The following is a 20,890-nucleotide window of genomic DNA, read 5'->3' as shown; positions in this document are numbered from 1 at the left end:
GGGCAAATTGCTTGATTCTGTGAGGCAAGTGTCGCAAATTGTCACGCAATAACTATTCGTAAATCAGATAATTAGAAAGGGAAATAATATGTTTAAGAAATTAAAGGCCTCGTTGGGCATCGGTGCAGCAAAGGTTGATACTGTCTTAGATAATATTGAAGTTTTCCAAGGTGGAGAGTTGTCTGGCAATGTTCACATTGTTGGCGGCGACGTTGAGCAACAAATTGACTTGATCAACTTAGTTCTCAACACAGAATTGAAAGTAGAAACGGAAGACAGCACCAGCTACGAAACCTTTTCACTGGGTCGTATTCAAGCCGTAGAGCCTTTCGTTATCCAACCGGGCGAAACCAAACTGGTTCCATTCCGACTTAAGTTAAATGATGAAACGCCAGTCACCGCGTTGAACGCACAAATGAACCAATGCCATGTGTGGGTTGAAACCAACCTAGATATAGGCTTCGCGATTGATCCTAAAGACCGCGACTTCATCTCCGTACACCCATTGCCAACAGTCGCTAAAATCATCCAAGGTGTCGAAGCATCGGGTATGGCAATGGTGAAAGCCGACGTAGAGAAGGGCTTCTTAAAAGGCAACAGCTTTGCTTCTCGTTCGGGCTGTTACCAAGAGATTGAATTTCGCAGTGGTGGTTTCATGAACAAAAAAGAGATAGAACTGTCATTCATTGTTGAAGGCTCAATGGTTCACTGCCTAGCAGAAATCGACCGCTCAATGAGCTTCCGCGGCGATCAATACATCTCATTCAGCTTGCCAGCAAACGCGGCGGATTCAGACATTCGTAACGCAGTCTCAAGAATCATGAGTGCGTAGTTCCCTTTCTGTTAGTAGTCGCTTTTTCTATTAATAGAGACAAGACAGTACGATTTCTATAGCCGAACTTAACCGTTCGGCTTTTTTAATTCTACTATCTCGACCCTAAATGGACTTACCACTGATGACGATAGGCCAATTGGAAGGCAACGTCGGTGGAGTTGTCCATGTTGAAGATGTTTTCGATAATGGATATCTCGATCGCTGAACGTTGCATGAGATAGCGATATCCAAGCATTATTTCATTTGCGGCTTCTGAAAACTCAGTGTCGCCGTCTTCGGCGCCTTCATACCAACGATACTCAAGGTGCAACTCATGGTTTTCAAATAGCGTGAGTTGATATCCTCCCATCCATGACCATGTTGTTTTCTTATGTGTAAAACTATTTTCCACCTCTCGATTAGACTGATTGGCCAACCCTAAGCTTGTATAGAAGGTATTGATGTCGAGTTGGTATGCATAGTTGAGTTGAGCGCTTTGTTCGGTGCTGTTTCCCTTAAATGCACCGTGGTTGACGTTGTTGTGATAAAGGGAGACACCAAAAGATAGTCCGTGGTTTTCAAGGTCTATGATTTGGTATTGAGTGTAGAGTGTGAAAGCACTTGTCAGCGTGTCGCCAGAGAAGTCACTGATATTGATGCCATGGCTTGGCGCGTAAACATCAAATTGGTGTCTGTCTTTAAGTTCCCGCCCTGCTTGGTCGATGCCAAATAGATCGTGGTAATTGATGATGACCTTATCAAGGTGATTATTGGCGGCATATAGCCAACGGTAATTGAGCTCGACTTGCCATGCAGTCGTTAGTTGCCATTTCAATCCTGTTTGAAGTTGATTCTGATAATAGTCTAAATGATAGTCGTGGGAGTTAGCCCATATACTCGCGGCGGTTAAAGAAGCAAACACTTCAAGCTTGTTTTCTTCGAGCGGAAAGCCAGAGCGGAGCGTTGGAGTAAGACGAACGGACTGTAATGGTGCTTGGGTATAACTGATTAGCGGGCCGTAATCTTTGTTGGCCCATGTCGCGGGAGCATACATAGCTGTGGCTACTATTAACGATAAAGGTGGTATGAGCGATATAAAAGTAGCCTGTTTTCCCATATGCACCTCATCCGCAATCCGTTGCTTCTATATAGCTTAGTTCTAAATAACTCGTTTGTAAGAGATAAGTTGGAAGAGCGACCTTACAGGAGATAGGAGAATTAGTAGGGTTGATACTGCTCGATTGGAAAGAGGGTTCGGAGGGGAAGGGAAGTTACCGCTATTATGATAAAACCTTATCAAACGAAGTGGTTGGAGAGCGGGCAGATTCTCTCTGTCATTGTCATTTCATATAATTTCGTTACAATGTTCGGCTACTCACAAATGGGGCATCTGTATTTGCTTTTATGTGGGTATCTTTATTATGCATATATCTCCGATCAACTTACTTGTTGGTTGAAAAACATATATTAAACATTTTCATGTGTTGCTTGGTGTGCAACACCACTGTAAAGGACAAATAATGCCAATTATTACTCTTCCTGACGGTAGTCAGCGTCAATTTGACAACCCTGTATCAACTCTAGATGTTGCCCTATCAATCGGTCCTGGTCTTGCGAAAGCAACCATTGCTGGTCGTGTAGACGGCGAGCGTGTTGATGCTTGTGATCTTATCGAAAACGATGCAAGCCTAGAGATCATCACTGCTAAAGATGAAGTTGATGGCCTTGAGATCGTTCGTCACTCTTGTGCTCACCTTTTAGGTCACGCGATTAAGCAGCTTTTTCCAGAAGCGAAAATGGCGATCGGTCCTACCATCGATAACGGTTTCTACTACGATATCGACCTTGAGCACTCTCTAACGCAAGAAGATCTAGAAAAGATTGAAAAGCGTATGAAAGAGCTAGCGAAGACCAAGTACCAGGTTGTTAAGAAGAAAGTTAGCTGGCAGGAAGCGCGTGACGCATTCGAAGCTCGCGGCGAAACTTACAAAATCGAAATCTTGGATGAGAACGTTTCTAAAGACGATCGTCCAGGCCTGTACCATCATGAAGAATACATCGATATGTGTCGTGGTCCACACGTTCCACATATGGGCTTCTGCCAACACTTCACACTACTTAACGTAGCGGGTGCTTATTGGCGTGGTAACAGTGACAACAAGATGCTTCAACGTATCTACGGCACTGCATTCCACGACAAGAAAGCGCTTAAGGCTCACCTAGTGCGCCTAGAAGAAGCGGCTAAGCGTGATCACCGTAAAATCGGTAAGCACTTAGATCTATTCCACATGCAGCAAGAAGCACCAGGCATGGTGTTCTGGCATCACAATGGTTGGACTATCTTCCGTGAGCTAGAAGTATTTATTCGTCAGAAGCTGACTGAGTATGATTACCAAGAAGTTAAAGGCCCATTAATGATGGACCGTGTTCTTTGGGAACGTTCTGGTCACTGGGATAAGTACGCTGAAGCGATGTTCACTACTTCTTCAGAGAACCGTGAATACGCGATTAAGCCAATGAACTGTCCTGGTCACGTTCAAATCTTCAACCAAGGTTTGAAATCTTACCGTGATCTACCGCTACGTATGGCTGAGTTCGGCTCATGTCACCGTAACGAGCCGTCTGGCGCACTTCACGGCATTATGCGTGTTCGTGGCTTCACTCAAGATGATGCTCACGTATTCTGTACTGAAGACCAAGTTCAGCAAGAAGTTAAAGCTTGTATTGAAATGGTTTACGATACTTACACAACTTTCGGTTTCGAAAACATTGTTGTTAAGCTATCTACTCGTCCAGAACAGCGCGTAGGTTCAGACGAAATGTGGGACCGTGCAGAGGCCGATCTTAAGCAAGCGCTTGAGGCGATGGAGATTGCATACGAGATTCAAGAAGGCGAGGGTGCGTTCTACGGACCTAAGATTGAATTTACTTTGCATGATTGTTTGGACCGCGCATGGCAATGTGGTACAGTGCAGCTCGATTTTGCATTACCAGAACGTTTAGGTGCAACTTACGTAGGTGAAGATAACGAGCGTCACACGCCAGTTATGATCCACCGCGCGATTTTAGGTTCACTAGAACGCTTCATCGGTATTCTTATTGAAGAATACGCTGGCTTCTTCCCAACGTGGTTGGCGCCAGAACAAGCAATTGTTATGGGCATTACGGACAAACAGTCTGAATATGTACAAGAAATTGCGAAAAAACTGCAAAAAAGTGGATTTAGAGTCAAAGCAGACTTGAGAAATGAGAAGATTGGCTTTAAAATCCGCGAACATACTTTGAAACGTGTACCGTTCATGCTTGTGTGTGGTGACCAAGAAATGGAAGCCGGCGAAATAGCAGTACGTACACGTAAAGGTAAGGACCTTGGTAAATTTAAAGTGGATGACTTTATTTCATACATCCAAGCCGAGGTTTCAAACCGTAAGCTCAATCTGGAGGAATAGCTATTAAAGGCGGAAGACGTGGCCAACAACCGGCCAAACAAAACCAGCACCGTTTAAACGGTGACATTCGTGGCGTTCGTGAAGTGCGTCTAACTGGCGCAGACGGCGAAGCTGTTGGTGTAGTAACAATCGCTGAAGCGATGGAAGCTGCAAATGAAGCTGGTATGGATCTCGTAGAGATCAGCCCTAACGCCGAGCCGCCAGTTTGTCGTGTGATGGACTACGGTAAGTTCCTCTTCGAGAAGAGCAAAGCTGCGAAAGAGCAGAAGAAAAAGCAAAAGCAGGTTCAGATCAAGGAAATTAAATTCCGACCTGGAACTGATATTGGAGACTATCAGGTAAAACTACGCAACCTGACTGGTTTCCTTGAAGACGGCAACAAAGTGAAGGTAACAATTCGCTTCCGTGGCCGCGAAATGGCTCACCAAGAAATCGGTGTTGACGTTCTTAATCGTTTGAAAATCGATACTGAAGAATTTGCAGTTGTCGAATCTTTCCCAACGAGAATTGAAGGTCGCCAGATGATCATGGTGTTGGCCCCTAAAAAGAAGTAATTAACGGCTTTACAAGTAATTAAACCTTGCAGCCATAGGCTGTAGGGTTTTATTCGCCCTAATTACTATGTTATTAACAACTCAACAATGCGGAGTTATTCATCATGCCTAAGATGAAAACCAACAAAGGTGCTGCTAAGCGTTTCCAGAAAACTGCTGGTGGTATTAAGTTTAAGCACGCTGGTAAACGTCACATCCTGACTAAGCGTACTACTAAGAACAAGCGTCAGCTTCGTCCGAACTCAATCCTTCCAAAATGTGAAGTGGCTGCAGTTCTACGTATGATGCCATACGCTTAATTCTTTTTAGTTTATAAATTCGTTTAGTTTAGGAGAAGCATAATGCCTCGCGTAAAACGTGGTGTACAAGCTCGTGCACGTCATAAGAAAGTTCTAAAACAAGCTAAAGGTTACTACGGAGCACGTTCACGTGTTTACCGCGTAGCTTTCCAAGCAGTTACCAAAGCTGGTCAATACGCTTACCGTGACCGTCGCAACAAGAAACGTCAATTCCGTCAACTTTGGATTGCACGTATCAATGCGGCATCTCGTCAAAATGGTCTATCTTACAGCCGTTTCATTAATGGCCTTAAGAAAGCATCTATCGAGATCGACCGTAAGATTCTTGCTGACATCGCAGTATTCGACAAAGCAGCATTTGCTGTTCTAGTTGAAAAAGCGAAAGCATCTCTATAATTTAGAGTTAGCTTAAAGGTTTAAGAAAAGGAGAACTTCGGTTTTCCTTTTTTATTGCCTGCTATTTGGCTCTGCCATATTCTCTCGCATCTCGCATCTCGCATCTCGCATCTCGCATCTCGCATCTCGCATCTCGCATCTCGCATCTAATTTTTATTCGCTTGAACAGGCATTCTGGTATATAAACATCTATATAACCTCTAATGTTAAGCGACCGAGATAAATGACCGCACCTACCACTATGACGTTCTTCGAACGTTTTGAAACTGACATCCTTTCTGGCAAAAAGACCATTACTATTCGCGATGAATCTGAACGCGACTACCAGCCAGGTAGCGTTGTGGAAGTATCGACGCTAGAGCAAGGCCGTGTGTTCTGTAACCTTAAGATCATCAGTGTTGAACCAATCCTGTTTGATGACTTAGGTGAATTCCATGCTCAGCAAGAGAACATGACGCTGCAAGTACTCAAAGACGTGATTCAAGATATCTATCCGGGTATCTCTCAGCTGTATGTGGTTTCTTACGAGCTTGTGTAACCCGCTTTAAATGAAATTTGTTGATCACTACAGCCTTTAATTGCTGAGCAATAAGAAAGGGAAGTCACAATGAGTGAATTACTGAACGGAACAGTTCAGCAAATTTTGCTTCAACTTTATTGTCGTGAGCAAACTGAGCTGCCGTTAATTTCTCGAATTGATCTCGACATTGATCTTTATGATAGTGAAGGCTTTCTAGCGTGGCGTGATACAAAGCGTGACTTTACTGTCAGTGATATCGAGAGTCGAGTGTGGGTGAAGAGTTGCCCCGGCGGCTATATCACTGAAGTGCACTTTAATGCTGACGGTTCTCTAACTGAATACCGTTTGTTCGATCGATTTGAAACAACAGGGCAGTGGCAGTTAGCAGACGGTTTGTTACACGTCGAGATTCTGAAGGGTGACAACCGCTACCAGTTTGCTGTTGTGGCTCGTGCTGATCTTAATATTCATTCTGCGGTAGAGTATAAGAACGGTGAGCTGCATTCGTACTTGAAGCTGGTTCAAGTTGAACGCTAAACGTTTAGCGATGATTCGTTTTATGAACATATGAAAAAGCCAACAGTGATGTTGGCTTTGTTGTTTTCAATTCGACTGAGTAGTTTAAGCTATTAAGTTATTAAGTTATTAAGTTATTAAGTTATTAAGTTATTAAGTTATTAAGTTATTAAGTTATTAAGTTATTAAGCTTCGAAGTTCGCCAATCGAGTATAAAGCTCGCTGTCTTGGTCTTGCTTTGCGCATACGGTCAGTAGGTCTTCAATAAAGTACTTTAATGCACGTGCTTCAATTCGACGAATGCCTTGTTGCTGCTCTTCAGTCAGGTAACCGTAGATAGTTGCAGCTCCGAAGTCACCAAAGATCATCTGACCTTGTTCATTGACCAAGGTGTTGTGCGCGTACAAATCACCGTGACAAACTTTGTTTTGATGAAGGTGTTCAAACACATCAATCATCTGCTCGGTAATGCTATTGATCTGAGCAATTGAAAGCTCAAAGCCTTCGTTGAACGTATCGCGAGTACAGCTTTCAAGAGTAGGGGGCAAACCTAGGTTGTAATAGCTGCTTGGGATAAGCTCCATGACCAAAGCCAAATAGTCATCTTCATCAACTTGGGCAATAGATTTCACTAAATTGCCATGGTAGCCAGTCTGCAAACAAGCTTCTAGCTCATCGTGTGGGTAGCCATCACTGGTGACTTCGCCTTTGAATACTTTAACGGCCACTTCTTGTGGGAAATCAAAGTCACTGTTTAACCAGTTAGCATGAGAAATCACGCCAGATGCACCTTGGCCCAGCACTTGATTGAGTGAGTAGCATTGCGAACTCACGGCAGGCACGCTTTCTAAGCTGCTTGGGTGTTTGCAAAACGGGTTACCCGCAAAGGCTAACCAAGCCAGTTTTGGTAGCTTGATAAGGAACTCTGGGAATTCAGTCAGTTGGTTTGCAGATAGGCGAACTAGCTCAAGGCTTGATAGGTTTTCCATGCTTTCTGGTAAAACGCGAATCTTGTTACCCGCTAATGCGAGTTTTTGTAGGCGTGGTCTTTCACCTAAAGAGTGAGGGAGAACCTCGATCGCATTGTCTGTCAGGATCAACCAACGTAATTGAGCGGGCAGAGACTGTTCGCTAACGGTATTGATTTGGTTAGATTTGAAACCAACCATTTCGAGCTTAGGAAGAGTACCGAGAACATCAGGAAGGTGCGTGAACAGGTTATTTGACGCGAAGATAATGCGCAGGTTAGTCAGCTGTGATAGCTCGTCTGGTAAGCTTGATAGCTGGTTTCCATAAAGGTCCAGCACCTCTAGCGAATCGGCGAGCTCTAAGATCTCTAATGGAAATTCGGTGAGATCTGCTGACAGTTTTAAGTGCTTAATCCCTTTAAGTTGCCCTGATTTAAGTTGTTCTAGAGTATGCAAACCTTAGCCTTATGAATAGATGTTCGAAGTGCGTAGTTTACTTGTCTCAATCGAGAAAGGCGAGCACCGAACGATGCTCGCCTAGCTAAACTAAGTGAACGAATTTACGAGGCTAAAGCTCGATATGGTTTTGGCTAACACCGATCTCCTCAACAAAATCGCTATCATGACTCACCAAGATAAATGCGCCTTGGTATTCACGTAAAGCGGACGCCAATATTTGCTTTGAGTCGATGTCTAGGTGGTTGTCCGGTTCATCGAGCAATAGAAGCGGGGAGTCTTGCTTGTGGCTAACGATCAACATCGCCAGTTTCATTTTTTCACCACCACTTAAACGTGCCACTTTTCGGTATACGGAGTCTCGCCTGAACCCAATTCCAGCGAGCAAGGTTCGTGCGTCACTTTCTGTTAACCCAAAGCTGTGTGTCATTAAGCTATCGAACATGGTGTCGTTGGCGTCTAACAGGCCAAAGTGTTGATCCAAGTATACGGTCGCTCCTAAGCGCTTAATGGAACCGGTATAGTTCGAGTGTTGGCCGTTAATGGCTTTTAACAGTGTCGATTTTCCGCACCCATTCGCCCCAGTTAGATAGCATCGTTCTCCTTGTAATAGAGAGAAGCTAATAGGAGCACCAGAACCAAAACTCAGGCGACACTCTTCAACGGTTAATAGTGAGTGTTTTTTAGAACCATTCGCTTGTTGTAGGTACAACGCTTGTGGCTTCAGTTGCTCTTGTTGTTCTTTAAGAGATTGAAGTTTATGTTGGTTTTGATCCTTTAAGTTCTTGTGGCTTGTTGCCGATGCACCTTGGGTTCGTCCTGCTTTATCTTTCATTGCATCCAATAATATCTTGGGTTGGCTACCTGATTTTCGGAGTCGGTTACCTTGAGATTCACGTTGTTGTGCTTTTTCTTTGTTAGTCTGAGCTTGGCGCTCGAGTCGTTTCTTTTCCGATTGATGATGCGTTATCTGCTTGTCCAGTGCTTCACTTTGACTCGACATTTGCGTGAAGTAATCATCGTAATTCCCTTTGTAGAAGCGCATGCCCAAACTGGTGAGGTAATAGATCCCTTCCATGTGTCTCAATAAGCTTCGATCGTGACTGACGACAAGCACTTTACCTTCAAATAACTGGCACTGCTCTAGTAACCAGTTACGCCCATCGCTATCCAAATGGTTTGAAGGTTCGTCGAGAGTCAGTATGTCGTGGTTTGATGTAAATAAGCGATGAAGCTGTAAAAGGGCGAGTTGCCCTCCGCTCAATGTATGGCAAGGCGTGGTCAATCCACTGGTTATTTTCAATGTGGCTAAAAGTTGCTTCGTGTTCGCTTGTAAATCCCAATCCTCACCAACGATATTGAAGTGTTTAAGTTCGCAACTGCCTTGTTCTATGGCGTGTAATGCGTCTAACTTGTCGGTGATCCCCAAGAAGTCAGCAATGCTGGTTGCGCTATCCAACAGCTTTGAAGGCAACTGGGAGTAAAAGCCGATCGAGCCTTGTCTGGAAACACTGCCTGATGTGGGTTGTGTTTTCCCGACCAGTAACGAAAGCAGTAGTGACTTCCCAGCTCCATTTCTTCCGACTAGGCCTGTCAGGCGAGTGCTCAAATTAAAGGTGATGTCTTTGAATAACCACTCACCAGTATCGAGCTGGAATGAGAGATTGTTGGCTAATATAGTAGGCATAAAAATACCTCCCTTTACGTGTAAACGAGTAAAAGGGGTGAGGCACTTTTCTACATAGATTCCTACGTGGGACTCTATGTCTAGATCGCCAAAGACGTTACTTAAGTAGGATGACAGCAAAAGATAGAGATTATCTTGCTGAAATACTTTCTTTATTCAAGGTGCTGATCTTAAAGAGATTGGTCTTAAATCGACTGCTCTTCAATAGCTTGGTTTTTCAAGAAATAGATGACGAAGTAACGCCCACTAACCCCCGAGTGTCCAAATGATTTTTATAAAAATAAATCGGATGTCAGGATGTTAGTACTTCATTATGGCGTTATTCTCTTTTGAAATGATGGTGGAATGTTACTGAAAGAAGGTGCTGAAAGTCAATATGATGAAGTGACTAAAATGTATCCAAATAATTAAAGCGCCAATAAGGCGCTCTAGATCGTTCTTTGGAAAGCTAGATTTTTTCAGGAACGTGGGAATTACCGTTTTTGACCACCAACGGCTCGCCAACACATGTCAAAGCTATCGCTGATGTACTTGGCTAATTGATCTGGTGGTAACTCATTCTGCTCAATCAACCAGTTTGCACAAATCAAAAAATGGCTATGGATGAAGTGCCTAACAAGGTTGATGTCTAACACCATTAGCTCACCGGCTTCTTGTCCTTCCAAAACAATTTCATCTAGCGATGCGAACATCTGTGAGACGATGACTTCTCGAGTTTGAGTCGTTGGATCGAAATGAACATTGGTGAAGAACTTCATCGCAACTGGATTTTCTAACGCCCATTCAAGCCCAGTAAACCACATGAACTTAAAGGCTTGGTAGCGATCTTGCTCTGCAATATCAGTGTGTGGCTGAAGCGTCGAGAATAGTGCCAGTTTTAGCTCGCGAAACAACTCATCAATTAACAACGATTTGTTCTCGAAGTGATGAAACAGTGTCGCTTTTGCTACGCCTGCTGTTTTCGCTATTTGTCCGGTAGATGTGCCCTCTAGCCCCTGTTGAGAGAAGAGCAGGAGCGCCGCATCTAGGATTTTTTGCCTTTTCGTAATCATCTATTTAGTACTTTGAACAGAATCTTTTTAATTGGGTTGTTGTAAGGAGGATGCATTAACTTGGTGAAGTTGATTTTTCCTCTACTTAGAACGGTTTTGGCATGACTAAAGGTCTTGAAGCCTTCAATGCCATGATAGTGTCCCATGCCTGAAGGGCCGATGCCACCGAACGGCGCGTCTTCAGCTGCCACATGCACCAAAGAGTCGTTAATACAAACGCCGCCAGAATGCGTGCTCGATAAGAATAGATCTTGAGTCTGCTTATCATGACTCATCAGGTACAAAGCAAGCGGACGTTCTCTTGTTGTGATGTAGCTGATCGCTTCTTCAATAGAATCATAAGGAACGATAGGCAGTACGGGGCCAAACAACTCTTCTTGCATTGCGACCATGTCGTCGTTCACTTCGGTGAGAAGGTGCGGCGTCATTCTGTGGTTCACATCATCTTGTGCTTGCTCGGTGACAGTGTGAATAACCGCACCTTTAGACTGAGCATCTGCAATCACACCCTTCAAACGATTGTATTGGCGCATATCGATGACTGAGGTTAAGTCTTTGCTTTCAATACCGGCTTTATAAAGCTTTTTGAAGTACTGCTTATAAGCCGTGATGAACGCGTCGGCTTTTTCTCGTGGCAATAAGATGTAATCGGGTGCCACGCAAATCTGGCCAGCGTTTAAGCTTTTTGCAAACAGGATGCGTTCAACGGCGTCAGCCACATCAAAGTCGGGAGCAATAATCGTTGGAGACTTGCCGCCTAACTCCAAAGTTACTGGCGTTAAGTTGTCGGCTGCTGCTCTCATTACGTGCTTACCCACAGAGGTCGACCCTGTGAATAGAATATGATCAAACGGGAGTTGGCTAAATTTCGCGGAAACGTCAGCTTCACCTTCGATAATCGCAACCTGATCTTCGTTAAAACCTTCGGCCAACATGGCTTTCAACACTCGGTTTGTCGCTGGAGTGAACTCAGACATCTTGAGCATTGCAGTATTACCTGCCGCCAACGCAGTGATGAGGGGCCCTAAAGAGAGCATCACCGGGAAGTTCCAAGGAACAATGATACCGACAACACCCACTGGCTGATAATGAACGGTGATCTTCGCGGGTGCCAGCATTAAGCCTGCTTTTCTACGAGATGGCTTCAACCATTTCTTAAGGTGCTTCAGGCTGTAATTGATCTGGTGAAGAGAAGGGGTGATATCAGCAATCAAGCTGTCGTGTTTTGCTCGATGGCCATAATCTTCAGACACCGCATCAATCAATTGCCCTTGGTAGCGCATTAGCAACGCTTTTAATTTTGAGAGGTCTTTTCTTCTCTGCTCAAGCGCTGGATTAACATTACTGCGGTAGTGATCTTTTTGTCGGTTGAATATTTTATCCATGTCGTTGATGTTCGACGTGGTTGGTTCAAGGTCTAGATTATGGCTCATAGTATCCCCTAAATTCGAAAGCTGACCGATTGGTTGGTCGGTTAAAATTACAAGAAGATCGAACCGAATACAAGATATGAGCGAGAAAAGTTTATTTTTTGTTCAGTTGCACGTTGTTTGTTCGAAGGGAAATTGAGGAAAAGTGACTTAGACGTTGGGTGATAATGGCTATCGTAAGAAGATAAGAAGATAAGAAGATAAGAAGATAACGAGTGCCTTTAACGGAATCAAAGGCACCAAGATAAGCGTTTAATGACTACGCAGGGGCTTTCTCACAACGGATAAAGATAAAGTTAACGTTTTTTGACAGTCGCTCGTATGTCGCTTGAGAAATTTCTTTAGCTTTCTCATCGATAGTGCCTTCCGTGATGTTTGAAATCAGCAAGCCTGATTGAGTCACCGCTTGGCAAAGTTCGGTTAAAGAACGGCGGTAGAAGCTCACTTGAACGGGTGTGCCTACCGTGTTCCACTCTTCTTGGATGAATTCACGTTCGTAGTAATTACCAGAAATTGTACATTCAAAGTCAGCAAAAGGGTGGTGCGTTGAAAAGACAATGTAACCACCTGGCTTAAGGACTCGATGAATATCATCAAAGACGGGATTTAGATCTTCAATGTAATGCAAGACTAGCGGACACACGATGACATCGGCACTGTTGTCTTTTTCATTCGGCAGACCAAGGGCAGCATCTTGAGCATAAGCGGAAACATTTTTGATTTGTTTTCCGTTCACTAAGTCGACCATATCCTGAGAGAGATCGGTACACGTCACTTTATTTGCGCCTTGGTCAATAAACCATTGCGCGTAAATGCCAGAGCCACAACCTAGGTCGACAATATCCATGCCTTTTACATCATCGAGCAAAGCTATCGTTGATGGACGCTCAAGTAAGGCATTGTAAATATTATCGCGGGCAGCCGAGTCGTATTGCTTAGCGTAGGTGGTGTACATTTCAGACATGATTTAGCACTCATCAATAGGCATGGAATAACAGGATACAAGCTATGTCGGTGATAGCGAGAGTTGTGGTAGAGAAGTGGTTATATTTGGCACAACCCTGACTTAACTTGACCAGAATAGCCAAGGATTTTATGTGTCTTTGGTATTTTATTCACCTGCTTTTTTGTTAGAAAGTGCTTTAAATCTCATGCGCTTCAGCCTGTTTTTTGGCCTAAAACCTTGTAATTCCTTACCTGTCACTTTAAGTCGGATCGTCGATAAAAAAGCGTAATCGTAACCACAAATATCAATGGTTGGACTCACTCTTAATAATATCGGTTAATGCAGCCAACAAATCGTTTTTGAACGTTTTTTGTTGGGTTATACCTCGCTATTCCAATGAGGTATCTTCTGTCGATGGCCCTATAGTGTGAGGTCTCTAGAATTGGAAAATTCGGTTAATTTGGAACGCATCCGTGCTGAGTATAATGTAAAGCACTGGAGCCAAGGTTTTTATGGAATTGATGATAACGGTGAGGTGTATGTTTCACCGAGCGAAACCGATCATCAAGTTCCGCTTAGTCAGATCGTAAAACAGTTAGAGCAGCGAAATATTGGTTTGCCTGCTCTTGTGCGTTTTCCTCAAATAGTGCATCAACGTGTGCACAATATCTGTAACGCATTTAACCAAGCGATCGACGAATATCAGTACGACAACCGTTACCTGCTTGTTTACCCGATTAAGGTGAACCAGCAGAAAGAAGTGGTTGATGAGATCTTAGCGAGCCAAGCTCAATTAGAGCAGAAGCAATTGGGCCTAGAAGCGGGTAGCAAGCCTGAACTATTAGCGGTATTGGCGCTGGCTCAAAAAGCGAGCTCTGTGATCGTGTGTAACGGTTACAAAGACAGAGAATACATCCGTCTTGCGTTGATTGGCGAAAAGCTGGGTCATAAAGTATTTATCGTTCTAGAGAAGCTGTCAGAGCTTGATCTTGTTCTTTCTGAAGCGAAAGCGCTTGGCGTGAAACCTCGTTTAGGTTTGCGTATTCGTCTTGCTTCTCAAGGCGCTGGTAAATGGCAAGCAAGTGGTGGTGAGAAGTCGAAGTTCGGTTTGTCTGCATCACAAGTGCTGACTGTCATTGAACGCTTGAAAGCAGAAGAGCAACTTGATGTTCTAGAGTTAGTGCATTTCCATCTTGGCTCACAAATGGCCAATATTCGTGATGTACGAAATGGCGTGAGCGAAGCGGCGCGTTTCTACTGTGAACTGCGCGATATTGGTGCTCAATTGAAGTACCTAGATGTCGGTGGCGGCTTGGCGGTTGATTACGACGGCACACGCAGCCAGTCTTCAAACTCAATGAACTATGGCTTGCTTGAATACGCTCGAAACATTGTGATGACAGTAGGGGACATTTGTAAGCTCTACAATCAGCCACAACCAGTGATTATTTCGGAATCTGGTCGCTCACTGACTGCGCACCACGCTGTGCTTGTGACCAATGTTATTGGTACCGAGAGCTACTCTCCAGAAGACATGGCTGCGCCTGAAGCTGAAGCACCAATGTTGCTTAACAACATGTGGAAGAACTTCTTAGAGCTAGATGCGGGTAATGATGATCGAGCGTTGATTGAGATCTACAACGATACCCAGAGCGATATCGCAGAAGCGCACAACCAATTTGCAACAGGTATGCTGAATCTGCAGCACCGTGCTTGGGCAGAGCAGATGTCTTTGCGTATTAACTACGAACTTAGCGCTCGTATGAGTACTAAGAACCGCTACCACCGTCCTATTTTGGATGAGTTGAGCGAGCGTTTGGCTGATAAGTTTTTCGTGAACTTCTCGTTATTCCAATCGTTGCCAGATGCTTGGGGTATCGATCAGGTGTTCCCTGTGTTGCCACTGAGCGGTTTGGATAATGCGGACGAACGACGCGCTGTAGTACTGGATATCACATGTGACTCTGACGGTACGATCGATCAGTACGTTGATGGCCAAGGTATTGAAACAACGCTGCCAGTTCCTGCGTGGAACCCAGATGAACCTTATCTGATGGGCTTTTTCTTAGTTGGCGCATACCAAGAAATCTTGGGCGATATGCACAATCTATTTGGTGATACCCACAGCGTAGTGGTGAATGTTGATGAAAGTGGTCAAGCGAATATCGACTACATCAACGAAGGCGATACGGTTGAAGACATGATGCGTTATGTTCACATTGATACAGATCTGATTCGCCAGAACTACAAAGATTTGGTCACGACGAAAGTACCTGCGCAAGAGCAACAAAGTGTACTTGAAGAGTTAGAGCAAGGCTTGATGGGTTACACCTATCTTGAGGATTTTTAATGAACGATCTATTTACCAAACCAGATTACTCGCTGTACTCCAACGCGATGACTTTTATGCGTCGTCCATTGGTAAAGAACCCAATTGATAACGACGCTGATGTGGTTGTGTTGGGCGCGCCTTTAGATATGGCGACGTCGGGTCGTCCGGGCGCGCGCATGGGACCAGATGCGATTCGTCGTGCGTCAGTAAACTTGGCGTGGGAAGGCAAAAAGTTTCCTTGGGACTTCAATGTATTTGAACACACCTCGGTGATTGATGCTGGCGATCTTGTGTTTGATTGTGGTGATGCTGGAGATCTGACTCTGCGCTTAGAAGCGGCTGCTGGTGCGATTCTAAACAGTGGTAAAACATTGTTAGGTTTAGGTGGCGATCACTTCATTACATTGCCTTTGCTAAGAGCATACGGCAAAAAGTACGGTGAGATGGCGTTGATTCACTTCGATGCACATACTGATACGTACAGTCAGGGAAGTCGTTACGATCACGGTACGATGTTCTACCATGCACCTAATGAAGGTCTAATCTCGCCTGAGCATTCAGTGCAAATTGGTATTCGCACAGAGTACAAGCAGGAAGGTCACGGTTTTAACGTTATTAACGCAATGCAAGCGAATGACATGAGCGTTGACGATATCATTGCCCAAGTGAAAGGTATTGTTGGTGATAAGCCTGTTTACCTAACGTTTGATATCGACTGTCTCGATCCTGCTTTTGCTCCGGGTACGGGCACACCAGTATGCGGCGGTTTGAATTCAGATAAAGTGCTGAAAATCATCCGTGGCCTACAAGGCATCAACATGGTTGGTATGGACGTTGTAGAAGTTTCTCCAGCGTATGACCAAAGCGAGATTACAGCATTGGCTGGTGCGACGATTGCGCTTGAGCTACTTTATGTTTGGACAGCGAATAACCTAACAAAATGACAACGGTGGTTAACAGTATTAGTTAGCTAACCGAACGTATCACCTATTTATTTAAAGCCCACCAGGTTTAACTTGGTGGGCTTTTGTGTTTTGTCGAGCAGCAAAAAATTCTACTCTGGCATCTCAGTAAGTAGTCTTTTCTTGGCTGTGAACTAACATGCTAAAAGGTTCGTATTCTACGGCCTATCTCATGGTTTGTGAGTAAAAAACCATCACACTGATTATTATAGGTGTCTCAAAGATGGGACTTGCCTCTGCTTTACTAAGGATGCAGAGCTTACCTCTATTAATGCCCTGTATTCGCTAATGATTTATCAACTTTATTACTGTATATATTTATAAAATGAAGATGTGTCTTTATATTGCGCTCTTATTTGCATATTAATCAGCATCCTACTAACTTTTGACTAGGGTTTTCAAGCCTTGAAAGAATACTTGGATTTGCGAAAAGATGTCTCTTCGCACAGACATGGCATTTTTTATGGGGAAGACTAGGCTTAAGGGTAAGTAAACTATAAAAAAACAGGTGAAATACTTCTCTCTTTTCAAGCCGATTGGGCATAACAATGGATCGCCATTGATGAGAGCTAAGTATGCGTTCAATTAAAACCTGAAATTGCTATTACAAATAATTTTCACAGCGCTTAAAAATAGTGCTTTGTGACAACGGGGGATGTATGGATATTGAAGTTTCGCGCCAGGTTGCGGTAGTTGAAGCAACTAGTGGAGATGTCGTCGTAGTTAAGCCAGACGGCAGCGCAAGAAAAGTTTCAGTTGGTGATACCATCCGTGAAAATGAGATCGTGATTACGGCCAACAAGTCAGAGCTTGTATTAGGCGTTCAGAATGATTCGATTCCGGTTGCAGAGAATTGCGTCGGTTGTGTTGATGAAAACGCTGCATGGGTAGATGCCCCAATAGCTGGTGAGGTTAATTTTGACTTACAGCAAGCAGACGCAGAAACCTTCACTGAAGACGACCTTGCTGCAATTCAAGAAGCCATTTTAGGTGGTGCCGATCCGACTCAAATCTTAGAAGCAACGGCTGCTGGTGGCGGACTAGGTTCTGCAAATGCTGGCTTTGTGACGATTGACTATAACTACACTGAAACTCATCCATCGACTTTCTTTGAGACCGCTGGTCTAGCAGAACAAACTGTTGATGAAGACAGAGAAGAATTCAGATCTATCACTCGTTCATCAGGTGGCCAATCAATCAGTGAAACACTGACTGAAGGCTCCATATCTGGCAATACCTATCCCCAATCTGTAACAACGACAGAAACGATTATTGCTGGTAGTTTAGCTCTCGCCCCTGACTCTTTCACTCCAGAAACTTTATCCCTCGCTTCACTACTTAGTGAATTAAACAGCGACATTACTTCAAGTGGTCAGTCCGTTATCTTCACCTATGACGCGACGACTAATTCTATCGTTGGTGTTCAAGGTACCGACGAAGTATTACGTATCGACATTGATGCCGTCAGTGTTGGCAATAACATTGAGCTTTCTCTAACCACAACGATTTCTCAGCCGATTGACCATGTACCGTCTGTTGGCGGTGGTCAGGTTTCTTACACTGGCGATCAAATAGATATTGCCTTTGATATTCAAGGTGAAGACTCCGCCGGAAACCCATTAGCAACACCAATCAATGCGCAAGTTGCCGTGGTTGATGGGATAGATCCGTCAGCTGAAAGTGTCAATATCACTAACGTTGAAACTAGCAGTGCGGCAATTGAAGGGACGTTCTCAAATATTGGTAGTGATAATCTTCAATCAGCCGTATTTGATGCAAGCGCACTCGACCAGTTTGATGGGTTGCTCAGTGACAATCAAAACACGCTTGCGAGATTGTCTGACGATGGAACAACGATTACTCTGTCCATCCAAGGCCGAGGTGAGGTTGTTCTCACTATCTCGCTTGATACCGATGGCACCTATAAATTCGAGCAATCTAATCCGATAGAACAAGTAGGTACCGATTCACTGACGTTCGCTTTGCCGATCACTATTACTGATTTTGACCAAGATGTTGTAACCAATACTATCAACATTGCCATTACTGATGGTGATAGCCCTGTTATCATTAATGTTGACAGTATTGATGTTGATGAAGCAGGCATTGTTGGCGGCTCACAAGAGGGCACAGCGCCAGTGTCTGGTAGCGGCAGTATTACCGCGGATATTTTTGAAAGTGACATCATTGACCATTATGAACTCGAACCGGCAGAGTTTAATACTGGTGGCAGCTTGGTTTCAAATGGCGAGGCTGTGCTGCTTGAGTTGATTAGTGAGACCAATGGTGTAAGAACTTACGAAGGTTATGTTGAGGTCAATGGTTCTAGAACTACGGTCTTTGACGTTAAAGTGGATAGCCCTTCATTGGGGAGCTACGAATTTAATCTGTATGAAGACCTTTCACATCAAGGTGCTGAAGATGCGTTATTAACTTTTGCTCTGCCAATTTATGCGGTGGATGCGGATGGTGACCGCTCTGCACTGTCTGGAGGTTCGAACATACCAGAAGCTGCTGAGATCCTCGTCAATGTCACAGATGATGTTGTTGAGTTAATTGATAAGGTTGAATCAGTCACCGAGCCGACCTTAGCGGGCGATACCGTTGTTTCGTACAACCTATTCAACTTCGAAGGCGCCGATAGTTCGACAATTCAATCGTTCAACTACGACGGTGTTGATTACCTATTAGATCAAAGTTTATTGCCTGATGCTGATCAAACCTTCAGTTTTACGGAGGGTGTGGTCACTATCTCACTGAATGGTGATTTCAGTTTTGAAGTCGCTCGTGATATCGACCATTCAAGCAGCGAAACTATCGTCAAACAGTTTTCATTTTTAGCTGAAGATGGTGATGGCGATACTGATACTTCGACGCTTGAGCTAAGTATTACCGATGGTCAAGATCCGATCATTGACCTGATCCCGCCGGTTACTCTATCTGAAACAAATCTTGCTGACGGTTCTGCGCCAAGCGGAAGTACAGTGAGCGCGACTGAAACGATTACCTTTACCGCAGGCAGTGATGATGTGGCGAGTTTCCGTATTGAACCAACCGAGTTCAATGTGGGCGGTGCACTAAAATCGAATGGTTTTGAGGTCGAGATAAAAGAAGACTCTGCTAATCCGGGAACTTATATCGGTTTTATTACCGATGGTTCGAATACTGAAGTTCCGGTATTCACCATTGCCTTCTCAACCACCACACTTGGTGAATACACCTTTACTTTAATTGAAGCTATAGACCATGCGGATGGTTTAGATAACAACTATCTGAGCTTCGATCTGCCTGTTTACGCTGTTGATAGCGATGGTGATGATTCACTGGTGTCTCAGCTTAACGTTACGATTGGTGATGATGTCCAAATCATGCAAGACGGTACGTTAGATATTGTTGAGCCAAATCTGGCTGATGGAACAATCACAACCAATACCATTGATGTGATGCCAAACCAAAGTGCCGATGGCGCGACGATCACTCAGTTTACTTATGACGGCGTCGTAAACACACTCGATCAAAGTATTTCAGGCGAACAGCAGTTTAGCTTCACGGAAGGTGAATTGTTTATCACCCTTGAAGGTGAAGTGCGCTTTGAACCTAATCGCGATCTAGACCATTCCGTTAGCGAAGACATCGTGAAGTCGATTGTCGTTACCTCAAGCGATTTCGATAACGATTCTCTGACTTCAACCGTTACGTTAACCATTACTGATGGTGATATTCCAACCATCGATGCGGTGCCAAGCGTTACGCTCTCAGAAACAAACTTGGTTGATGGTTCTGCGCCCAGCGCCGGTGCAGTCAGTTCAACCCAGACCATTACTTTTACCAATCAAAGTGATGATGTGGTTCGTTTCCGTATTGAGCCAACAGAGTTCAATACTAACGATGATCTTAAATCGAACGGTCTAGCCGTTGAGTTACGTGAAGAGCCGGTAGGGTCGGGTGACTATATTGGTTTTACGACCAGTGCCACAAATATAGAAACTACAGTATTCACATTAAGCTTTAATTCTGGGGCATTAGGCGAATACACGTTCACGCTCATCGAAGCGTTAGACCACCAAGATGCCCGTGGCAACAACGAGCTTAGCTTTGATTTACCTGTTTATGCGGTAGACAGTGATGGTGATGATTCATTGATGTCTCCGTTAAACGTCACCATCGGCGATGATGTTCAAATCATGCAAGACGGTACGTTAGATATCGTTGAACCAAATCTTGCTGATGGCACGGTAACAACTAGCATTTTCGATGTGATGCCAGCTCAAAGTGCCGATGGCGCGACGATCACTCAGTTCACTTATGATGGCCAACTTCGAACGCTTGACCAAAATGACAATGGTGAGCAGCAGTTTAGCTTCACGGAAGGTGAACTGTTCATCACTCTTCAAGGTGACGTTCGTTTCGAACCTAATCGTAATCTAGACCACACGCTAAGCGAAGACATCGTGAAATCGATCGTGGTGACATCTAGCGACTCCGATAACGATGTGCTGACCTCAACGG

16 protein-coding genes (1 of these 16 running past the window's edge) are annotated in these 20,890 nt (G+C 44.2%); 10 read left to right on the top strand and 6 right to left on the bottom strand.

All coding sequences use genetic code 11. The features are described 5' to 3' along the window. Positions 1-88 precede the first annotated feature (88 nt). Positions 89-832, top strand: coding sequence for a sporulation protein (locus AC3CH4_RS09040; RefSeq protein ID WP_488542852.1), 744 nt, complete (start codon positions 89-91; stop codon positions 830-832). Between the two features lie 115 nt (positions 833-947). On the opposite strand, the gene AC3CH4_RS09035 is transcribed toward AC3CH4_RS09040, so the two are convergent. Continuing rightward, complete coding sequence (locus AC3CH4_RS09035; RefSeq protein WP_488542851.1) at positions 948-1,931, bottom strand: DUF3187 family protein; 984 nt, start codon at positions 1,929-1,931, stop codon at positions 948-950. 403 nt (positions 1,932-2,334) lie between these two features. On the opposite strand from AC3CH4_RS09035, the gene thrS reads away from it, so the two are divergent. The 6 genes from thrS to AC3CH4_RS09005 all read left to right on the top strand — a co-directional run bounded on the left by thrS (position 2,335) and on the right by AC3CH4_RS09005 (position 6,569). Then, positions 2,335-4,263 (top strand): threonine--tRNA ligase, encoded by a 1,929-nt coding sequence (thrS, locus tag AC3CH4_RS09030; protein ID WP_029222173.1) that lies wholly within the window; start codon positions 2,335-2,337, stop codon positions 4,261-4,263. Between the two features lie 83 nt (positions 4,264-4,346). After that, positions 4,347-4,817, top strand: coding sequence for a translation initiation factor IF-3 (gene infC / locus AC3CH4_RS09025; protein WP_004733519.1), 471 nt, complete (start codon positions 4,347-4,349; stop codon positions 4,815-4,817). Positions 4,818-4,921: 104 nt separating this feature from the next. Next, positions 4,922-5,116 (top strand): 50S ribosomal protein L35, encoded by a 195-nt coding sequence (gene rpmI / locus AC3CH4_RS09020; protein WP_004733518.1) that lies wholly within the window; start codon positions 4,922-4,924, stop codon positions 5,114-5,116. 42 nt (positions 5,117-5,158) lie between these two features. Then, the gene (gene rplT / locus AC3CH4_RS09015) at positions 5,159-5,512 is read left to right on the top strand and encodes a 50S ribosomal protein L20 (RefSeq protein ID WP_004733517.1); all 354 of its coding nucleotides are present in this window, start codon (positions 5,159-5,161) and stop codon (positions 5,510-5,512) included. 223 nt (positions 5,513-5,735) lie between these two features. Beyond that, entirely contained in the window at positions 5,736-6,050 is a 315-nt protein-coding gene (gene yqfB, locus AC3CH4_RS09010; RefSeq protein WP_004733516.1) for a N(4)-acetylcytidine aminohydrolase, read from the top strand. A gap of 69 nt (positions 6,051-6,119) precedes the next feature. Beyond that, a complete protein-coding gene (locus AC3CH4_RS09005) occupies positions 6,120-6,569 on the top strand; it encodes a hypothetical protein (RefSeq protein WP_488542850.1) in 450 nt (149 codons plus the stop codon). Between the two features lie 164 nt (positions 6,570-6,733). Here AC3CH4_RS09005 and AC3CH4_RS09000 read toward each other — a convergent pair whose 3' ends face one another. From AC3CH4_RS09000 to AC3CH4_RS08980, 5 genes are all read right to left on the bottom strand, one after another. Continuing rightward, a complete protein-coding gene (locus AC3CH4_RS09000; RefSeq protein ID WP_488542849.1) occupies positions 6,734-7,972 on the bottom strand; it encodes a leucine-rich repeat-containing protein kinase family protein in 1,239 nt (412 codons plus the stop codon). A gap of 112 nt (positions 7,973-8,084) precedes the next feature. Continuing rightward, positions 8,085-9,659: an ABC-F family ATP-binding cassette domain-containing protein gene (locus AC3CH4_RS08995; protein WP_488542848.1), complete on the bottom strand. Its 1,575-nt coding sequence runs from the start codon at positions 9,657-9,659 to the stop codon at positions 8,085-8,087. 473 nt (positions 9,660-10,132) lie between these two features. Continuing rightward, positions 10,133-10,711 carry a TetR/AcrR family transcriptional regulator gene (locus tag AC3CH4_RS08990; RefSeq protein WP_171316114.1) on the bottom strand — a complete coding sequence of 193 codons (579 nt, stop codon included), beginning with the start codon at positions 10,709-10,711 and terminating at the stop codon, positions 10,133-10,135. Further along, on the bottom strand, positions 10,708-12,144 hold the full coding sequence (locus tag AC3CH4_RS08985; protein ID WP_488542847.1) for a coniferyl aldehyde dehydrogenase: 1,437 nt from the start codon (positions 12,142-12,144) through the stop codon (positions 10,708-10,710). The genes AC3CH4_RS08990 and AC3CH4_RS08985 overlap by 4 nt, the downstream gene beginning before the upstream one ends. A 256-nt stretch (positions 12,145-12,400) precedes the next feature. Next, entirely contained in the window at positions 12,401-13,105 is a 705-nt protein-coding gene (locus AC3CH4_RS08980) for a class I SAM-dependent methyltransferase (RefSeq protein WP_488542846.1), read from the bottom strand. 442 nt (positions 13,106-13,547) lie between these two features. Here AC3CH4_RS08980 and speA point away from each other — a divergent pair, with 442 nt between their 5' ends. The 3 genes from speA to AC3CH4_RS08965 all read left to right on the top strand — a co-directional run. After that, entirely contained in the window at positions 13,548-15,437 is a 1,890-nt protein-coding gene (gene speA, locus AC3CH4_RS08975; RefSeq protein ID WP_488543632.1) for an arginine decarboxylase, read from the top strand. Next, positions 15,437-16,363: an agmatinase gene (gene speB, locus AC3CH4_RS08970; RefSeq protein WP_488542845.1), complete on the top strand. Its 927-nt coding sequence runs from the start codon at positions 15,437-15,439 to the stop codon at positions 16,361-16,363. The genes speA and speB overlap by 1 nt, the downstream gene beginning before the upstream one ends. Before the next feature lie 677 nt (positions 16,364-17,040). After that, a protein-coding gene (locus tag AC3CH4_RS08965) for a retention module-containing protein (RefSeq protein ID WP_488542844.1) crosses the window boundary here: on the top strand, positions 17,041-20,890 show its 5' end (the start). Its footprint extends 26,348 nt past the window's final position; only the first 3,850 of its 30,198 coding nucleotides appear in the window; its start codon is at positions 17,041-17,043; its stop codon lies off the right edge, out of view.

The organism is Vibrio sp. QJM3NY_26 (assembly GCF_057786005.1).
This window is presented reverse-complemented; position numbering and strand designations above follow the sequence as displayed.